The organism is Nocardia sp. NPDC057272 (assembly GCF_042668615.1).
Classification (GTDB): domain Bacteria; phylum Actinomycetota; class Actinomycetes; order Mycobacteriales; family Mycobacteriaceae; genus Nocardia.
The window spans coordinates 135,372-152,292 of sequence record NZ_JBHUYK010000015.1 but is presented as its reverse complement, the minus strand read 5'-3'; the positions used below and the strand labels follow the sequence as shown (position 1 = coordinate 152,292).

The window sequence follows — 16,921 nt, the reverse complement described above, 5'->3', positions numbered from 1 at the left end:
TTCCGAAGGGGGTAGTTCGCGCGGGCGGGCCAATCGCCGCCCGCGCGAACAGTTCAGTTGCTGGTCAGCCACTCCGACAGCCGCGTCTGCGCCAGTTGCGCATCGCTGCCGGGCAGCAGCTCGCGCTGCGGCACCGCCCCGAAATACCGGGCCTCGGGATCGGTGACCACCGTGCGCGCATCCGACCGCGCGCTCAGCACGGTGCGGATCCATTCGTCGAGGGCGATGACCTCCGGGCCGCCGACCTCGATGGTCCCGTTCTTCGGCTCGCCCGCCGCCGTACGTCCGACAGCGGCAGCCACATCGTCCGCGGCCATCGGCTGCATACTGGAACCCGGAAGCCGCACCTGACCGTCAACGGTCGCGGAATCCGCTATACCACCGGCGAATTCGAAGAATTGCGTGGCGCGCACGATCGAGTACGGCAGACCCGATCCCGCGATCAGCTCCTCCTGCGCCACCTTCGCCCGCAGATACCCGGAATCCGGCAACCGTTCCGAACCCACCACCGACAGCGCGACGTAACACCCGACACCGGCCGCGGCAGCGGCCTCGAGCAGGTTCGTCGTGGAGGTCCGGAAGAACTCCATCACGTCGTTGTCGGCGAACGACGGCGAATTGGAAACGTCGATCACCACGTTCGCGTCCTGCAGTACTTCTTTGACTCCCTCACCGGTGATGGAGTTCACGCCGGTATTGGGTGCGGCCGGAACCGCCTGGTGGCCGTGCTCACCGAGTCGTGCGACGAGCTTGGAGCCGATCAGGCCGGTGCCGCCGATGACGACGATCTTCATGCTCATTCCTTTCGTTCGGACGTTGCGCGGGGTTAGCGAAACTCCGCTGTACCAAGGACAGGGCAGGCGGTGATTCTGTGACAGTGCTGGTGCCGAGGCCGTTCGACTACGCTCGATCCTGCGGCGCGACGTACTCGAAGGTCGGCCCCGCGGTGGTGCGGCCGTCACCGCTGGGCATCTTCATGAGCGCTTGGGCCTGGGACTTCAACGCGTACATCGTCCCCACCGCGTCCCGCATCTGCGACGGGCTGCCGTTGAAGGTGTCCTCCAGCAGGTACAGCAGCAGGCAGTAGGTGTTGTTGAATTCCACCTGCGCGCGGCGGACCGCGCTGTCTTCCGGATAGTCGGCGGTGCGGGGGTTGGGGCGCATCGGCAGCACTTTGTCGGGGTCGAACAGGATCGGTTCACCAGTGGGCCCGGACTGCGGGGTGTCACCGAGCTGGAACCGCCTACCTTCCTTCAGTTCGAGGAAGCGATAGTAGTGGGCGACCTCGTCGCGATCGGGATGGAAGACGTCCTTCTCGCCGTCCCACACCTCGGTCCGCGCCGCGCCTTCGCCCTGCTCGACGATCTCGGCCAGCGCCGCCAGCGCCGACTTCAGATCGTGCACCGGAACGACCTGTCCGCCACCGCTGTTGAAGTGCATCTCGTTGAGCTGCCTGCTTGGGTCGCCGCTGAACACGACGTCCTCGCCGAGGGTGTCGACCAGCGTGACGAGACCGAGTTCGACGGCCGCGTAGAACTGCCCGATCGTGTGATAGCCGTCGGATTCGGGCAGCGCGTCCGCCGAGGCGGGCCGTTCGATGTTCAAGAACAATTCGAGGGCTTCGGAACCGAACGGCGCGAGCTGTATCCGTACGGATCGATCGCCGTGCGGCAGCGGATGCGGATACGCGGGCAGCAATTCAGGCGCGTCGAGCTTGGGCTCGCCACCTACCGCGTTGAGTAGATTCGCCGCCAGCGCCAAGTGCAGCATCTCCTCGACGAATACGCTGCTGATGACCTGTGCCGCTTCGGCATTGGCGCCTTGCTCCAGCGAATACAGGGCGCACATGTACGGCGGTATGGTCGCGTGCTCGAGCTCGATCGCCCACTGCAGATGGCGACGCAGATCGTCCATTGTCTCGATGGCGTGACCCGGGCTGATGTCCATAATCGAACCTCGTCTCGACAGGTGTTCATGTGGTGTCGACAACTAGGACAATGCGTCCGGGAGATCTGTGACAAGAACTTGCGACTCGCCGTCGCAACACCGGGCCGAGCTCACGGGGCTAGAACACGGCGATCGTTTTCGGGTCCGGCGGCGAGAGCAAGCCGCTGAAACACGACCCAACCAAAACGCGGGTAATCGCGGGGCCAGACACAATGAAACAGGTCAGGCCCGGTCTTAGACCGGGCCGGACCTGTAATTTCTGTGGAGCTAAGGGGACTCGAACCCCTGACCCCCACATAGAGCGTCATGAGCTCATCGGGCTGGCGAGGATCGAAGTTCAGCGTCCACGCCAACGATCTCCTCCGATACGCGACAGATGTGCCCAGATCGACCCGGCGACAGATCCAGCGAATCAAGTTCAGCGACAAGGGATTACACTCCGCGTTGCAAACACTTCGGCCAGGACCGGGCAGTGCGGCTTCCACTCTGGGGCCGAGTCGAGGGACCGCACGCCGGGCATATAACCCCAATGACCAGTAGTCAGAACGTCAAATTCCACTGACGACACCGCAGCGTCCCTGTCCGCTACGACTGAGATGGGCAACGAGACAAAAAGGGGCCTGATCAGGGGAACACGAGGCCGCGGCCAATGTCGCTCAGATCCGCGGGCGGTCATCCATCGGTAGCACCAGGCACAATCTCGGCGACGAAAGCGCGGGGTAACCGGACGAAAGCGCGGGGTAACCGGGGGGCCAGCTCAAGTCTCCACCGACGGGGTCGACGGACGAGATACCAGGATTCGAATCCCTGGCTCCTGCCAACAGCTCGGCATCTCATGGTCCCGCTGGGCCAACCTACAGTTGCAGTCGGCTTCGATCCGCAACTGACCGCGCGCAAATCGCAGGTCGTCGCCGTTCCCATCTTGGATGTGCCTCGCCATGGGTACAACGCCTCGGCGACAGGACGGCGGCGGGGTGGTCATCGGTTGATGCGCGGTGTCTGTTCGGCGGTGCGTATGTCAGTGTCGTGTGTCGCCGGTAGCGGCAGCGGTAGTGGGCGTCTGGGTCGGTGGTCGTTGTTCAAGCCGTCCAGGATCAGTGCGAGGTGGCGGCGCCAAGCAGTGGGGGCGACTGTTCGGGTGATGTCGGCCAGCGCGCCGACGGTGAAGATGAGACCGAAGAAGTCGGCGGGGGCGACGTCGGCACGTAGGGAACCGTCGCCCTTGGCTCGCTGGGCAAGTTTCTCCACGGCGGCTTCGATCCGCACGCTCTGCATCCCCACCTGATTGCAATGGTAGCCGCTGCGTTCCAGTGCCGCGGTCATGCCGCGACTGCCGGCCATCCGTTCACATGCGAACTCGAAGTACGCCACGAGTGCGGGCCAGGGATCTGTGGCGGCCGCGGCCGCCTCGGCCGCGTCGGCCATGTCGGTGAAGTGCTGTTCGAATACCGCGTCGATCAGCTCGTATTTGTCTCTGAACCGGCGATACATCGTGGCGATGCCGACACCGGCGTGACTGGCGATGTCGTCGAGGCTCACGTCCAGGCCCCGCTCGGCGAACATTTCGTGCGCGGCTTGGATCAGGCGTTGCCGGTTGCGGAGAGCATCGGCGCGTAACCCGCGCTCGGGTATGGGGTGACTCACATCGCTCGTCTCCTCGGGTTCCTGGCTAGAGGTCTACTTCCGCTTGGCGGAAACCGGCTAAGGGTGCGGCCGTGGAAGCCGAGCTCCGGCAAGGTAGGCGACGTCCGGTTCGTGGCGTACCTGGGCCGGGTCCTGCTGACCGAGCGGCTGCTTTCCACATCGACCAACGGCCGCGCCGGTAAGTCGGCGAGGGCTCCGCGTTCAGCGCCCATGCCGCACCGGCTACCTCGGCCCTGCCCGCACAATGTAGGGATACCCCCACCCAACCACCCGGCGATCATCCCGCAGGGACTCAATCCTGGATCCGCCGCCACGGACGGGCCTGCTCTAGCTCGAAAGCGAGCTCGAGCAAGGTGCGCTCGTCGCCGTGGTCGGCCGAGAAGTGTGACGCCAGCGGCAGTCCCGCGGAGGTCTGGTGCAGCGGCAGCGAGATGGCGGGGCCGCCTGAAGCGTTGTTCAGTGGGGTAAACCCGGCGTAGCTGATCAGCCTGGCGAACAGCTCGTCGAAATCCTGTGCGGGCGAGAGAAACCCGAGCTCGGGTGTGGTGTGCGCGAGAGTAGGCGACAGCACGACGTCGTACTGCTGGAACATTTGCGCATATTGCTGATGGGTGCGGCGGAGCCGGTATAGAACTTGGGGCGTCTTGGTGATGTTCTTGCGGTACAACGCGGCCAATCCGCGAGTGAGACTGTCGGTTTCGGCCTTGTCGAAGTCGGGTCCGAGAAGCCTCTTTCCGCCACCCAGGATCGCGAACGCCAGCATTCCCCAGTAGATCCCGAAATCTTCCCCGAACGACGGGCCAACAGGCGCGGCGGCGTTCTCGACGCGATGCCCGAGCCTGGCCAGCAGTTCGGCAGTCGCGTGTACGGAGGCCCGGGTCTCCTTGTCGGTCGAACCTCCCGTGAAGGGGTCGACGATCACGCCGACGCGCAGCCGGGTTCGGTTCGGGCCCTCGACGAGCCGAATGGGCCGGAGTTTCTGGTTCCGGTAGTAGGTTTCGGCCGCCGCGTAGTAGCGCGCGGTATCGCGAACCGACCGCGTCACCACGCCCTGTCCGACGATCCGGATGGGCATTATGTTGTCCGCCCGGTCCGCGGCCGTGCGGCCCCGGCTCGGCTTGAGTCCGACGAGTCCGCACGCAGCTGCGGGGATACGGATCGAGCCGCCGCCGTCGTTGGCATGCGCGATGGGGAGCACTCCGGCCGCGACGAGCGCCGCAGAGCCGCCAGAGGACGCACCGGATGAGTACGCAGGGTTCCACGGGTTGCGCACCGGATCGGCGGCCGGGTACTCGGTCGAGGCGTTGAGCCCGAACTCAGGTAGTCGGCTCTTGCCGAGTGAGACGACGCCGGTGGACAGGAACTGCCTGGCCACCGCACTGTCACCGCGCGCAGGCCTGGCAGCGAAGGCCGCGCTACCGTGATTGGTCGGCAGGCCGGCGACGTCGACATTGTCCTTGATGATCGCGGGCACGCCCGAGAAGGCGCCTGGGCACGGGCTGTCTGCTCGGTCCAGCGCATGCTCGAAGTCCTGGTAGGCGATGGCGTTCAGGGATTCCCGTACCGACTCGGCCCGTTCGATCGACGCCTGCACGGCCTCGCGGGCTGACACCTGTCGGGAGGCGATCAGCTCGGCGATACCGGTGGCATCGAGGTCGCCGAGGGCGTCGTCGCGAAAGGCGTGGATACGTGCGTCGTCGGTCAACGATGTCCTCGGATCGGGATTGTCGGCACGGCCAGCTGGTTCACCTGCGCGGGTGTCTGGGGTGCTGTCGGGATTTGTCATGGCGATCTCTTCTGGCTAGGGAGTGGCACTGCAGGTGCCGAAACATCAGGACCGGGAGGTGTACCGCTCCGACACCGGCTCGACGCCGAACTGATCGCGGACCTTGGCCAGCGCTTCTTGGTAGGTGTAGGTTTCGACGTAGTTCGCGTGACGGGGGCTGTCGATGTAGTTCATGCCGCCTCGCAGGTCCGGGAAGTGGGTGCGCTTGAGCTCACGGAACTGTTCTTTGCGGTCCCCTTCGAGTGAGATGTCGAGGGCGATGAGCTGGGCCATCTCCTCGAAGCGGTGGTAGGCGGCGTCGGCGAACTCGATGAACCCGAGGACATAGAGGTTGTCGACATTGCGATTGAAGATGTTCAGGTACAGCCTCGGGTGGCCTTGGTGCCATTCGAAGAGCTCTTCGTCGAGGAACGGGATCCGGTACTCGTAGCCGGTGGCGAACAGGACCAGATCGACCTGTTCGCGGGTGCCGTCGGTGAACACCACCTCGTCCCTGTCGAACTGGGCGATGTTCGGTTTAGCGGTGATGTCGCCGTGCGCGAGGTAGTGAATGATCTGGTCGTTGACGATCGGGTGCGAGGCCAGCGCGTTGTGGTCGGGTGCCGGAAGACCGTATTTCGTCAGATCGCCGACGAGCGCGTCGATCAACTCGTTGGGATCGTTCGGGAGGGTGACACCGGCGGGCAGTTGGCCGCCGGTGCTGATGAAGACGTCGAGCGGGACGCCGAAGATGTGTTTGGGAAGGAATCGGTAGCCGCGCCGCACGCTCAAGAAGGCGGCCTCGGCGTTGGCCGCGGCGTCGGCGGCGATGTCGACACCGGAATTGCCTGCTCCGACTACGACCACCCGCTTGCCGGTGAACTCCGAAGCATGGTTGTAGGTCGAGGAGTGCCGGATCTCGCCGGTGAAACCGTCCTGACCGGGGAACGTCGGCGAGGTCGCGTGCCAGGTCACCCCGGGTGCGACGATCAGGGCGCGGTAGGTGCGCGCGACGCCACCGGCGGTCACCACCCAGTTGCCGTCGTCGTCTTTCACCGCGTTCTCGATCGCGGTGTTGAAAGTGATGTGCTGATAGAGGTTTTCGTCGGCGGCGAACTTCTGAATGTAGGTCAGGATCTGCCGCCACGAGGGGTAGTCCGGGTAGTGCTCGGGCATCGGGTGCCCATAGAAGCCGCTGGTGTACTTCGAGCTGATGAAATGCGCACTGTTATAGATCGGGGTTCCGGTGTTCGCCGGGTCCCAGATACCACCGACATCTGAGTGCTTCTCGAACACATCGAAGGCGACCCCAGCATCGCGAAGTTGACGCGCCGCGACGAGACCGGACGGACCGGCGCCGACGATGCAGACACGATCGGGTCTGGTTGGGGATTCACTCATGGTCACGCTCTTCTCTCGTCATCGAATACTCATCTCTTCGCGGTCACCGCCCCGTGCGGTGACCCGGTCACTACCGAAGACCTGTCGCGGCTGGTTGGCGACAGCAGGTCACTTTCCGAAGCCCACCGGTTGCACCGCCGTCGAGTGAGCTGCACCACTGGGCAGAACACGACGGTATGCCTGTCGATCGACTCTGTCAATCGACCTGGTCGAGTGAATTGGTCAATATCTGGCATATGACCTGGTCTATCGACCTGGTCGCTCGTACTATGATCGGCAGGGCTTATGGCCAGCAGCTCGACACGTTGGGCCCCAGCGGCAGCCAGACCGGCGAATCGGAGAAACCTTGCCCCACATCCCTGCCGACCAGCGGCGAGAGGACCTAGTCGCCGCCGCGTTCCGTGTGATGGCCCGCGACGGTGTCGCCGCCGCCAGTACCCGTGCCATCTGCACCGAAGCCGGCGTCGCCCAGAGCGTGTTCCACTACTGCTTCCGCTCCAAAGAAGAACTACTGCGGGATCTGACCCGAACCGTCGTCGAGAAAATGGTGACCGCCTCCACCACCGCGTTCACCCCGGGCGAAGACCTCGAACGCTCACTTGCACACATCTTCGAGAACCTCCTGCGAACCGCGATGGATGCACCAGAACGGCAGCTCGTGCTCTACGAGCTGACCACCACCGTGCTGCGCGACCCCAAGCTCCGCGATCTCGCCCGGTGGCAGTACGACCAGTACTACGAGGCGACCGGTACCTACCTGACCGAACTCGCCACGGAGCTGGACTTCGAATGGACACTCCCGGCGCCGGTGTTGGCACGCACGTTCACCACGATGATCGACGGCCTCATCCTCAACTGGCTCGCCGACCACGACACCGATCAGGCCCACGCGGTGCTGCGGACGTTCGCGACGCTGCTCACCGGATTAGCCGCAGTCCCGACTCTTTCGGGAAAGCGCCCTGAAATAGCGTGACCTGTGCCAGCGCACGAACGCGCTGTCCGGCTCGGCCCACAGACCGTCGTAGGCGGGGAGCCATTGATCAGGCGGGCTTTCGAATGAAAAATGACCCGGCAATCGCGATCAGGGAAATGAAGCCACCCCAGACGAAAGCGGTGTGAATCCCCGTCTGCTGAGCTGCCACAGCAGCCACCCCATCGCTGAGACGCGAGGTCGTAGTGTTCGACATGATCGTGACGAACAGTGCTGTACCCGCTGCCCCGGCCAACTGCTGCCCGGTATTGAAGATAGCGCTGCCGTGGGAATACAACTCGGATGGAACCGATCCGAGCGACGACGTCATCAGCGGAGTCATCACCAATACCAAACCCGCCATCAGCATCGAATGGATCCCAACGACAACCGGCAAGCCGGTCGCCGTGTCGAGGAGCGTCATCAGCCACAACGCACCGCTGACCACAACAACGCCAGGGATGACCAGCGGGCGGGGACCGACGCGGTCGAATACCATGCCGACGAACGGTGCCAGAATGCCCATGAGCAGACCACCGGGAAGAAGCACTAGGCCGGTCTTCAACGTATCGAGGCCGAGTACGTTCTGCAGATACAGGGGAAGCAGGATCAGCGCACCGAACAGCGCCATCATGCTGATCGCCAACATGGCCAGTCCGATACTGAACGTCGGTGTGAGGAATGGCCGCATATCCAGGAGCGCACGCCCGTCCTCTTGCCGCGACAACTGACGAAGCACGAACACAACCAGAGCAACGACACCAACAACCAACGGTATCCACACCGGCACGCCCGACCCTTCGGCGGAATGTCCAAGGCTACCGAGTCCGTAGACGATGCCACCGAATGCGAACGCAGACAGCACAACCGAAAGCCCATCGAAGGGTGCTGCGCCGGTAGTCGTGAGATTCTTGACCAACGCAGAGCCTATGGCGAATGCCGCAAGGGCGACAGGCAATACGAGCCAGAACATCCAACGCCAGTCGAGTGAGCGCAGGATCACGCCCGAGAGGGTGGGCCCGATCGCCGGAGCGACGGCGATCACGATGGAAATGACCCCCATCATGGCTCCTCGTTTGTGCGCAGGAACGACGCGCAGGACCGTAGTCATGAGAAGCGGGAGCATGATGGCGGTGCCGCCGGCTTGGATCACTCGACCCGCCAGAAGGAGTTCGAATCCGGGAGCGGACGCTGCGAGGAGTGTGCCGACGCTGAAGAGCGTCATCGCCGCGGCGAAGACCTGCCGCAGTGTGAAGCGTTGGAACAGGTAACCCGTCGTCGGAATCACGACCGCCATCGTGAGCATGAACCCGGTGGTCAGCCACTGCGCTGTACTCGCAGTGATGTCCAAGTCCACCATCAGACGGGGAAGGGCCACGCTCATGATCGTCTCGTTGAGAATCATGACAAATGCTGCGACGACCAGGACCGTGATCAAAAGCTTGTCCTTGCGGGCGAGACTTCCCCCTTGCGCCGGTTGAGATACCTCTTGTGCTTCTAAAGTTTGCATGGGCTTTTGGTTCTTTCTCATTGATTGGGCGGCTCGATCCGACGACGCGACGCAGTACTCAGTACCGACGTCCAATTCGAGCAGGAAATCTGCGACTGGCAGGCCGCGGCCCGAGCTCAGCCCTGGATTCGAGTTTGTGACCGAGACCATTCCGCTTCGCGGAGCTCGTTCTTACGGATCTTTCCCGTCGATGTCGTGGGCAGTTCCACGACGAATTCGACGACCTCCGGTGCCTTATACGGGGCAATGCGCGACCGCACGTGCGCGATCACGTCCTCACCAGTGAGGTTGGTCCCGGGAACTGGCACAACGAACGCCTTCGGGCGCTCACCCCACTTGTCATCGGGGATGCCGACGACCGCGACATTCGCGACGGATGCGTGGCTCATGACCGCTTGTTCGACCTCGATCGTCGAGATGTTCTCGCCGCCCGAGATGATCACGTCTTTCGCGCGATCGAGCAGCCGCACATATCCGTCCGGGTGCATCACCCCGAGGTCGCCTGAGTGGAACCAGCCGCCGACGAATGCGGTCGAAGTGCTTTCGGGGTCGTCGTAGTAGCCGGCCATCACGCAGTTTCCCCGCATCACAATCTCGCCCATCTCGGCGCCGTCCGGGGCCACGTCGATCAACTCCCCGGCAGGGCCCTTCTTGGGGCGGATCACCCTCATCTGTGCGGAGTTGAGTTGGCCGACTCCTTGGCGCGCCAGCAGGTTGGCCTGTGCGTCGTTGGATAGGTGATCCCAGTCCGGCTTCGGCTCGCAGACCGCGTACGGCCCGTAGGTCTCGGTGAGGCCGTAGACGTGGATGAGGTCGACACCGAGGCTGCGTACGCGGTCGATCAAGGTAGGGCTCGGTGGCGCACCGGCGATCGCAGCCACGAGCGGCCGACGGACCAGGTGTGCCTGTGATGCGGATGCCAACGTCGCCAGCACAATCGGGGCACCTGCCATGTGGGTAATCGAGTGCTGATCGATCACCTCCCACATGATCTCGCCGCGGACCTCCCGCAGACACACGTGGGCTCCCGCCGACGCGGTCACAGCCCAGGTATGACACCACCCGTTGCAGTGGAACATCGGCAGAGACCACAGGTAGCGCGTGGACCGATCGAACCGCTGATGGTGTAGCTCGCTGAGCGAGCTCAGATACGCACCGCGGTGCGTGTACATCACGCCCTTCGGGCGGCCGGTTGTTCCAGACGTGTAGTTGATGGCGATAATGCGATTCTCGTCATCGATCTCGTACGGCACCGGCTCGTCGTGACCACGGAAAAGGAGGGTCTCGTACCGGGTCGTGCCTTCAAGATCCCGATAACTGCCGTCCGCGGCGGGTAATTCGACGATCTCGCGGACGGTCGCGAAGCCGGGCGCCCGTCCGAGTGGCGTCAGAAGCGCTGCATCCCCCGCGACCAGCACCGCACCCGAGTGGTCGCAGAGGTCCCGAATCTCGTCAGGTGCCAGTCGGGTGTTGATCGCGACCAGGATGGCGTGAACGAGCGGTACCGCGTAGTGGGCAGCCAGCATCTCGACGGAGTTCGGGGACAGGTACGCGACCCGATCGCCGACCTCGACTCCGGACGCGCGCAGCGCGTGCGCTAGCCGTGTCACGACTGCTCCGAACTGTGCCCACGTCAAGTGGCGGGTTCCGTCGATCACTGCGGGCGCATCCGGGTGCACCTCGATCGCCCGCTCCAAAAAGCGTAAAGGGGTGAGTGGTGTGTTCAGGGCGGCCCCGGCCCGAGCTCCAAGTGGTGTCGGCCTTGTCATGCCGTCGCCACCACTGCAGCAGTGGCGTCGAACGACTGGTAGTCGTTCGACGAGGCTTCCGCACACAAGGCACTGTATTTGTCGAACCCTCCGAGGTACGCCTGCAGAACCCGGGCCTTGCCAGCGACATTTGCTCCGGTGTACCAGGATTCGGAGTTCTCGAACAGCGTCCCGTTAACGATATCTGTGACTCGTCGGACCCATGAGCTCTCGGCGTCGGGTTTCGGCTCGAAGGTTCGGATGTCGTTGGCGCAGAGATAGCCGATGCAATCGGTTATCCACTCCACGTCGTGCTCGATGACGACGACATTGTTGCTGAACGAGGCCGGGCCGGTCGGCCCGGTCACCATGAACAGGTTGGGGAAGTCCGCGGACATCAGGCCCAGTAGCACCTGGGGTCCATTTGCCCACTTGTCGCGCAGAAGTCGGCCACCTCGTCCTCGGATGTCGATCTGGGTGAGGGCGCCGGTCAGGGCGTCGAAGCCGGTCGCGAACACGATCGCGTCGAACTCGTACTCGGCCTCGGTGGTGCGGACACCGGACGCGGTCAGAGCCTCCATCGGCGTGCGTCGGAGGTTCACCAGCATGACGTTGTCCCGGTTATAGGTCTCGTAGTAGTTCGTCCCAAGCGCGGGCCGCTTCGTGCCGTAGGCGTAGCCAGCCGGGCACAGGTCCTCCGCAGTCTGGGCATCGGTGACAATTGAGCGGATCTTCGTGCGAATGAAGTCACACGCCACCTCGTTGGCCCTGGCGTCAGCGAGAATATCGTTGAATGCGGTGATGACTCCGAGGACTGAGCCCGAATTCCAGCCCGCCTCGAAGCGCTCCCTGCGGAGGTTGGGATGGACATCGAACGTCGAGTCCGTTGGAGGAGTGGACGGTATCCCGCTACGCGAAGAACGTTGTAGTTCGCGCCACGCGGGGTATTCAGCCTTGACCTCGGTGATCTCGTTGGTGTCGAGCGCCCGGTTCCAGGCGGGCAGGACGAAGTTGGCAGTGCGTTGGAACACAGTCAGTTGTTGTGCCTGCTCAGCCAACAACGGGATGAGCTGGATACCGGTCGACCCGGTACCGATCACAGCAACGCGCTTACCCGTGAAGTCGACGCCCTCGTGCGGCCATCGCGCGGTGTGGTGGGTCTCGCCTCCGAAGTCGTCGATACCGGGAACCTCGGGCTGCTTCCACTTCGTGAGCACGCCACTAGCCATCACGACGAACCGCGCCGAGACGGTGGCGCCGTCATCCGTCCGTACGGTCCAGCGGGCAGTGCCCTCGTCGAAGTCCATGTCAGTAACCCAGGTCCCGAAGGTCATGTCCTTGCGCAGGTCGAATCGATCCGCGACGTGCTCGAGGTAGCGCAGGATCTCCGGCTGCGTCGCGTACTTCTCCGTCCAGTTCCAGTCCTGGTCGAGTTCGGGGCTGAACGAATACGAGTACGACAGGCTCGGCACGTCGCAACGGGCACCGGGGTACCGGTTCCAATACCAAACGCCGCCAACGCCGTCGCCGCCCTCGATTGCGTGAACGTCCAGCCCTAGCTGCCGAAGCCGGTGCAGCTGGTACATGCCGGAGAACCCGGCGCCGACAACAAGGGCGTCGACATGGGAAGGGATCGATGTGGTCATGCGGGTTCCTCCACGAACGGGATCGATCTAGTCATGGATATTTCTCAATTGCCAGTAAGGGTTTGGTGCGGAACAATTCAGGACGCCGAGGCTGCGCACCCGAGATGGTGAACGACACGAGCGCACAACCACTCGGTTGCCGCGGTCGCGCCCGGCAGCACGCCGTGCATGGTGAAGAAGCCGTGCATCTGTCCGTCGAAGCGACGGAAGTCGACCGAAACGCCGGCCTCGGCGAGCGCCTGGGCGTACTCCTCACCTTCATCCCGCAGAACATCGTGCTCGGCGGTGAGGACGATCGCGGGGGGCAACCCCGACAGGTCGGTCGTCCGAATCGGCGCGGCGAGTGCAGTGACACGATCCGCTAGATTCGGGGCGTAGTGGTCCCAGAACCAGTGAATGGCGTTCAAATTCAAGGACAACTGATTCTCGGGCGCGAGATAGCTCGCCCGGGTGAAATCGGAATCGGTAGCCGGGTAGACCAAAGCCTGAAGCGCAATGACAGGCCCACCGATGCGTGAGGCTCGTTGTGTCACAACGGCAGCGAGATTTCCGCCCGCACTGTCGCCCGCGACGACGATCGGGACACGTCGGCCAGCCACCATTTCCATGTTCGCGTCCACCCAGAGCAGAGCGGACCAGGCGTCCTCCGGTGCCGCGGGGAAGGGGTTTTCGGGTGCGAGTCGATAATCGACCAGGGCCACTGCGGCGCCGGTGAGTACCGCGATGTGCCTTGCTGTGGAATCGAATTCATCGAGAGAGCCGAGAACCCACCCGCCGCCGTGGTAGTAGACGATGACGCCCGTCGGAGCGGATTCGTGGGAGTAGATGCGAATGTCGAAACCGGTCCCGCCTGAAGAGCGGACGGACTCGGTGCGGATCGCCCGAACCTGCGGTCCAGCTGGCATTCGGTCTCGGCCCGCAGCGAGCTGAGCCCGTGCCTGTTCCGGCGTCAGCTCGTAGTAAAGGGGCAACCCGATCGACTGTATCTGCTCGGCGAGTGCTGCCGTGGGGGCGTCAAGTGTCATGTTCGTTCACCTTGGTTCAAGGAGGCAGGCCGCGATGGTCGCCGGAGTCGATGCCCGGGCCGCGAAGTCACGGGATGTCGCAGACGTCGGTGGCGTCACCGAGAGTGGTCCGTTTCGCTCGACATGAACCAATGTAAGCGACAACATGATGTTCAGTCAACACAGTGTCGTGCAGAACGACATCATGTTGCCCCAAATATCGGACCGCTTGTTGACGACCGGTAACATGTGGGCATGGGTGCTGTCGCGAAGCCTGCCGGATCGCCGGAACCTCGTATGTCGTTGCGCGAGGAGCAAAAGCGTTTGACGCGCGACCGCATCGTCGGAGCAGCAGCCGAGGTGTTCGAGAAGTCGAGCTACTCGCGGGTGTCGGTTGCCGACATCGCGGAGGCCGCCGGTGTCAACCGGGCGACCTTCTATCTGCATTTTCCGGGAAAGTCCGAGGTTCTCACAGCGGTCATGCGCCGACTGCTCGACGCCACCGCCACTGACTACTGGCAATCACTGGACAAGGCGCTCGTCTCCGGATCGCGAGCGGAGGTGCGCCGATGGCTCGAGCACGCGCCGCAATGGTGGCTCGAGAACGTCGGATTGGCCGACGCATGGGAGGAGGCCCGACGGGTCGACCGAGACTGCCCCGAGCTCCCGGACACAATCGACGAAGTGATCGACATCTGTCGTGAATTGCTGGGGCGCTGCGAATCCGACGCCGACCGTGCGGAGGTGCGGCGTCGGATTCGCCTTCTGATGGCCCAGCTCATCCAGGTGGGGCGCCGCGACTGGATGACCGATCGGTCCCATCCCGACCACGACGCGTATCTCGATTCGATGACCGATATTTGGTGTGCCTCGCTGTGGATCACCGGTCCCTGAGGTCTGGCGATCCCCTCATGCGAGACGGCACGCCCAGCGGGCTGGCCTACATCGGTTGTTCGGTGGACGCCGCAGTGAGCCAACTCATACCCGCCGCCGCGTATCGGCGGAGTCGCACTGTGAGAACTACCACGATCAAATGCGGCGCGATCATTGCTCCACAGGCTGCCGGACCGCAATCTCGCCGATCTCCGCACGAACAGCAGCGCCACATTCGACGGAACCTCTGCAACTGGGCAAAGCAGCTTGGCCGGACCTGCGTCCGCTCAACACGCACGCCGCCGCCCGGGCACAGGTTGCCCGTAGCCCTGCCATCAGATGACGCCCCGCTCTGGATTCACTGAAGACGGGATCCGCGGATAGATTGGCGGGGATCCCGCATCCTTCCTCACCCCAGGGCGAAATCCGCCTCGACAACCAGTCGACCAGAGCAGAACCCCTGGTCGCCCGCGTTCGACCAGCTCAAGCGCGGCGTGACGCTCAGATCGAGTAGTCACCCATGATGACCAGGCGTTTTGCGGTTGCCCATGTTTTGCGTGTCCTGCCGAGGAATCGAACCTGCGACAACGGTAGTGATCGGAACTGCGGCCGGAGCGGTCCGCAGGCGGCGTCCATCAAACACACGGCCAAAACGGGGGGTTTTCGGGGGGCAGCACGGAAAAACACGTCAGGCCCGGTCCAAGACCGGGCCTGACGTGCTATTTCTGTGGAGCTAAGGGGACTCGAACCCCTGACCCCCACGCAGCGGTTGGTGCTGGAGCTCAGATCGAGTAGCCATCGACTATGACCAGGCGTTTTCCAGTTGCCCATGTTTTGCGTGTCCTGCCGAGGGAACCAGCCTTCTCAGTCAGGCATTGCCGAGTAGGTCACCACGAGTGGGGCGTGATCGGAGAGCCGCTCAGCGGGTGACGGTTCCTTGTCGACGACGACAGACGTGGAGAGGCGGGCGAGACCGGGCGTCGCGAGTTGGTGGTCCACTCGCCAACCCACATCCTTGGCGAACGATTGACCCGCCCAACTCCACCAGGTGAGTGGACCCGGGCGATCGCCGTGCACCTGTCGCACCACGTCGACGAGCCGGCGCGTGCCGAGAATCGAACTGAACCACTCGCGGTCGGCAGGCAGGAATCCGTCCATCGTGCGGGCGGCACGCCAGTTGGTCACATCGTGCCGGGTGTGCGCGATGTTCAGATCCCCGGTGAGGACGAACTCGCGTCCCGCGCTCAGCGCCGCGAGCCGGTTCCGGTGCACTTCGCGGGCGAACGCAGCGAGGAACCTCTGCTTGCGTTCGTACTTGACCCCACCGTCGGGCTGTTCGCGCATAGATCCCGGGCGCTGGAGATGCGAGGGCAGACCACCCTTGGGGAGATACAGACAGGCCACCGTCACCGGTCGGTCGGCCAGGTCGACCTCGATATAGCGTCCCTGTGCGGCGAACTCACCGAGTCCGCGGGCCCTGGGTGGGTGGGTCACCCACGTCCGCACGGCAGCGGCGGAAACCCTCGTCAGTACGGCCACACCGTTACGACCGGCCACGGAACCCACGTCCACCGCCGCCGAATAGCCCGGGAAGGTGCCCACATCAGATGCGGGACAACGCAACTCCTGCAACGCGACCACATCGACCGACCGCGCCCGCAACCACTGGTCGAATCCACGACGACGTGCCGCGCGGATTCCGTTCACGTTGAATGTGGCGACAGTGAGAGAATCAGAGACCGACGAACCCATGGCAACACTGTGCCGGAGTCCCCCGTCACCCGCTCGGGCAGCTCCGGTACGCGACCTCGGTGGGGCCGGGGAGGTCGGCGAACTGGCTTCCCTCGCGCAAGCCGATGGATGGGACCGTGTGTTCTCGCCTCCCCCAACGGCACGTTGCTCGTGTTCGTAAATCGAACGTCTACCGAACAGGCGCCCAAGGGGGCGGGCACCGGCGGCGGACTAGCAGGCGCGGATGTTCGGAACTCGTTCGGATGGCGCGCGCGCCCCTCTCGCGCGGGCGAGGAGTTCGGGCCCGCCAGCGACGCCCCTACCGACTCACCGCTGAGCAAACTCGCGGATTCTGATCAACGGCCGGGCAGATGCGACGGTGGTCGCGAGATCCAAAGCGGTATCGGCGGTGGCAATCGCGGACTCGGGATCGCCCGCGTCCAGGCACGCGTCGGCCAGCCACGACAGGTAGAGAGCTCGGTCGCGAGCCCAGTGCGCAGGGTAGCCGTCGAGGGCTTGCACCAACGGTGGTGTGGCCTTTCCCGGTTCGCGGAGCACCGACCACACCGGCCGGTCATGATGTCGAGCTCCCTGTCGTCGATCCGTGAATACCAGCTCGGTTCCGGGTCCGAACCGGTGTCGCTCTGGAGCGCGTCCCTGACCATGTCGAGAGCGCGAGCCA

13 protein-coding genes are annotated in these 16,921 nt (G+C 63.9%); 2 read left to right on the top strand and 11 right to left on the bottom strand.

The window, feature by feature from the left end:
* Positions 1-53: 53 nt before the first annotated feature.
* The 5 genes from ACFULV_RS20960 to ACFULV_RS20940 form a co-directional block, all read right to left on the bottom strand.
* Entirely contained in the window at positions 54-794 is a 741-nt protein-coding gene (locus ACFULV_RS20960; RefSeq protein ID WP_378659013.1) for an SDR family oxidoreductase, read from the bottom strand.
* Between the two features lie 106 nt (positions 795-900).
* Positions 901-1,947, bottom strand: coding sequence for a ferritin-like protein (locus ACFULV_RS20955; RefSeq protein ID WP_378659010.1), 1,047 nt, complete (start codon positions 1,945-1,947; stop codon positions 901-903).
* Positions 1,948-2,925: 978 nt separating this feature from the next.
* Positions 2,926-3,591, bottom strand: coding sequence for a TetR/AcrR family transcriptional regulator (locus tag ACFULV_RS20950; RefSeq protein ID WP_378659008.1), 666 nt, complete (start codon positions 3,589-3,591; stop codon positions 2,926-2,928).
* 292 nt (positions 3,592-3,883) lie between these two features.
* Entirely contained in the window at positions 3,884-5,296 is a 1,413-nt protein-coding gene (locus ACFULV_RS20945; RefSeq protein ID WP_378659006.1) for an amidase, read from the bottom strand.
* A 126-nt stretch (positions 5,297-5,422) separates the two neighbouring features.
* Complete coding sequence (locus ACFULV_RS20940) at positions 5,423-6,757, bottom strand: flavin-containing monooxygenase (RefSeq protein ID WP_378659003.1); 1,335 nt, start codon at positions 6,755-6,757, stop codon at positions 5,423-5,425.
* Positions 6,758-7,103: 346 nt separating this feature from the next.
* On the opposite strand from ACFULV_RS20940, the gene ACFULV_RS20935 reads away from it, so the two are divergent.
* Positions 7,104-7,730, top strand: coding sequence for a TetR/AcrR family transcriptional regulator (locus tag ACFULV_RS20935; RefSeq protein ID WP_378659000.1), 627 nt, complete (start codon positions 7,104-7,106; stop codon positions 7,728-7,730).
* A 67-nt stretch (positions 7,731-7,797) separates the two neighbouring features.
* Here ACFULV_RS20935 and ACFULV_RS20930 read toward each other — a convergent pair whose 3' ends face one another.
* The 4 genes from ACFULV_RS20930 to ACFULV_RS20915 form a co-directional block, all read right to left on the bottom strand.
* A complete protein-coding gene (locus ACFULV_RS20930) occupies positions 7,798-9,237 on the bottom strand; it encodes an MDR family MFS transporter (RefSeq protein WP_378658997.1) in 1,440 nt (479 codons plus the stop codon).
* A 116-nt stretch (positions 9,238-9,353) separates the two neighbouring features.
* The gene (locus ACFULV_RS20925) at positions 9,354-11,006 is read right to left on the bottom strand and encodes an AMP-binding protein (RefSeq protein ID WP_378658995.1); all 1,653 of its coding nucleotides are present in this window, start codon (positions 11,004-11,006) and stop codon (positions 9,354-9,356) included.
* Positions 11,003-12,631: a flavin-containing monooxygenase gene (locus ACFULV_RS20920; protein WP_378658993.1), complete on the bottom strand. Its 1,629-nt coding sequence runs from the start codon at positions 12,629-12,631 to the stop codon at positions 11,003-11,005. The genes ACFULV_RS20925 and ACFULV_RS20920 overlap by 4 nt, the downstream gene beginning before the upstream one ends.
* 77 nt (positions 12,632-12,708) lie before the next feature.
* Positions 12,709-13,656 (bottom strand): alpha/beta hydrolase, encoded by a 948-nt coding sequence (locus tag ACFULV_RS20915; RefSeq protein WP_378658990.1) that lies wholly within the window; start codon positions 13,654-13,656, stop codon positions 12,709-12,711.
* A 234-nt stretch (positions 13,657-13,890) separates the two neighbouring features.
* Between ACFULV_RS20915 and ACFULV_RS20910 the strand changes: the two genes are divergently transcribed.
* Positions 13,891-14,529: a TetR/AcrR family transcriptional regulator gene (locus ACFULV_RS20910; RefSeq protein ID WP_378658988.1), complete on the top strand. Its 639-nt coding sequence runs from the start codon at positions 13,891-13,893 to the stop codon at positions 14,527-14,529.
* 843 nt (positions 14,530-15,372) lie between these two features.
* On the opposite strand, the gene ACFULV_RS20905 is transcribed toward ACFULV_RS20910, so the two are convergent.
* Positions 15,373-16,260, bottom strand: a complete 888-nt coding sequence (locus tag ACFULV_RS20905) for an exodeoxyribonuclease III (RefSeq protein WP_378658985.1) — start codon at positions 16,258-16,260, stop codon at positions 15,373-15,375.
* A 306-nt stretch (positions 16,261-16,566) separates the two neighbouring features.
* Positions 16,567-16,797 carry a hypothetical protein gene (locus ACFULV_RS20900; protein ID WP_378658984.1) on the bottom strand — a complete coding sequence of 77 codons (231 nt, stop codon included), beginning with the start codon at positions 16,795-16,797 and terminating at the stop codon, positions 16,567-16,569.
* Positions 16,798-16,921: the final 124 nt, after the last annotated feature.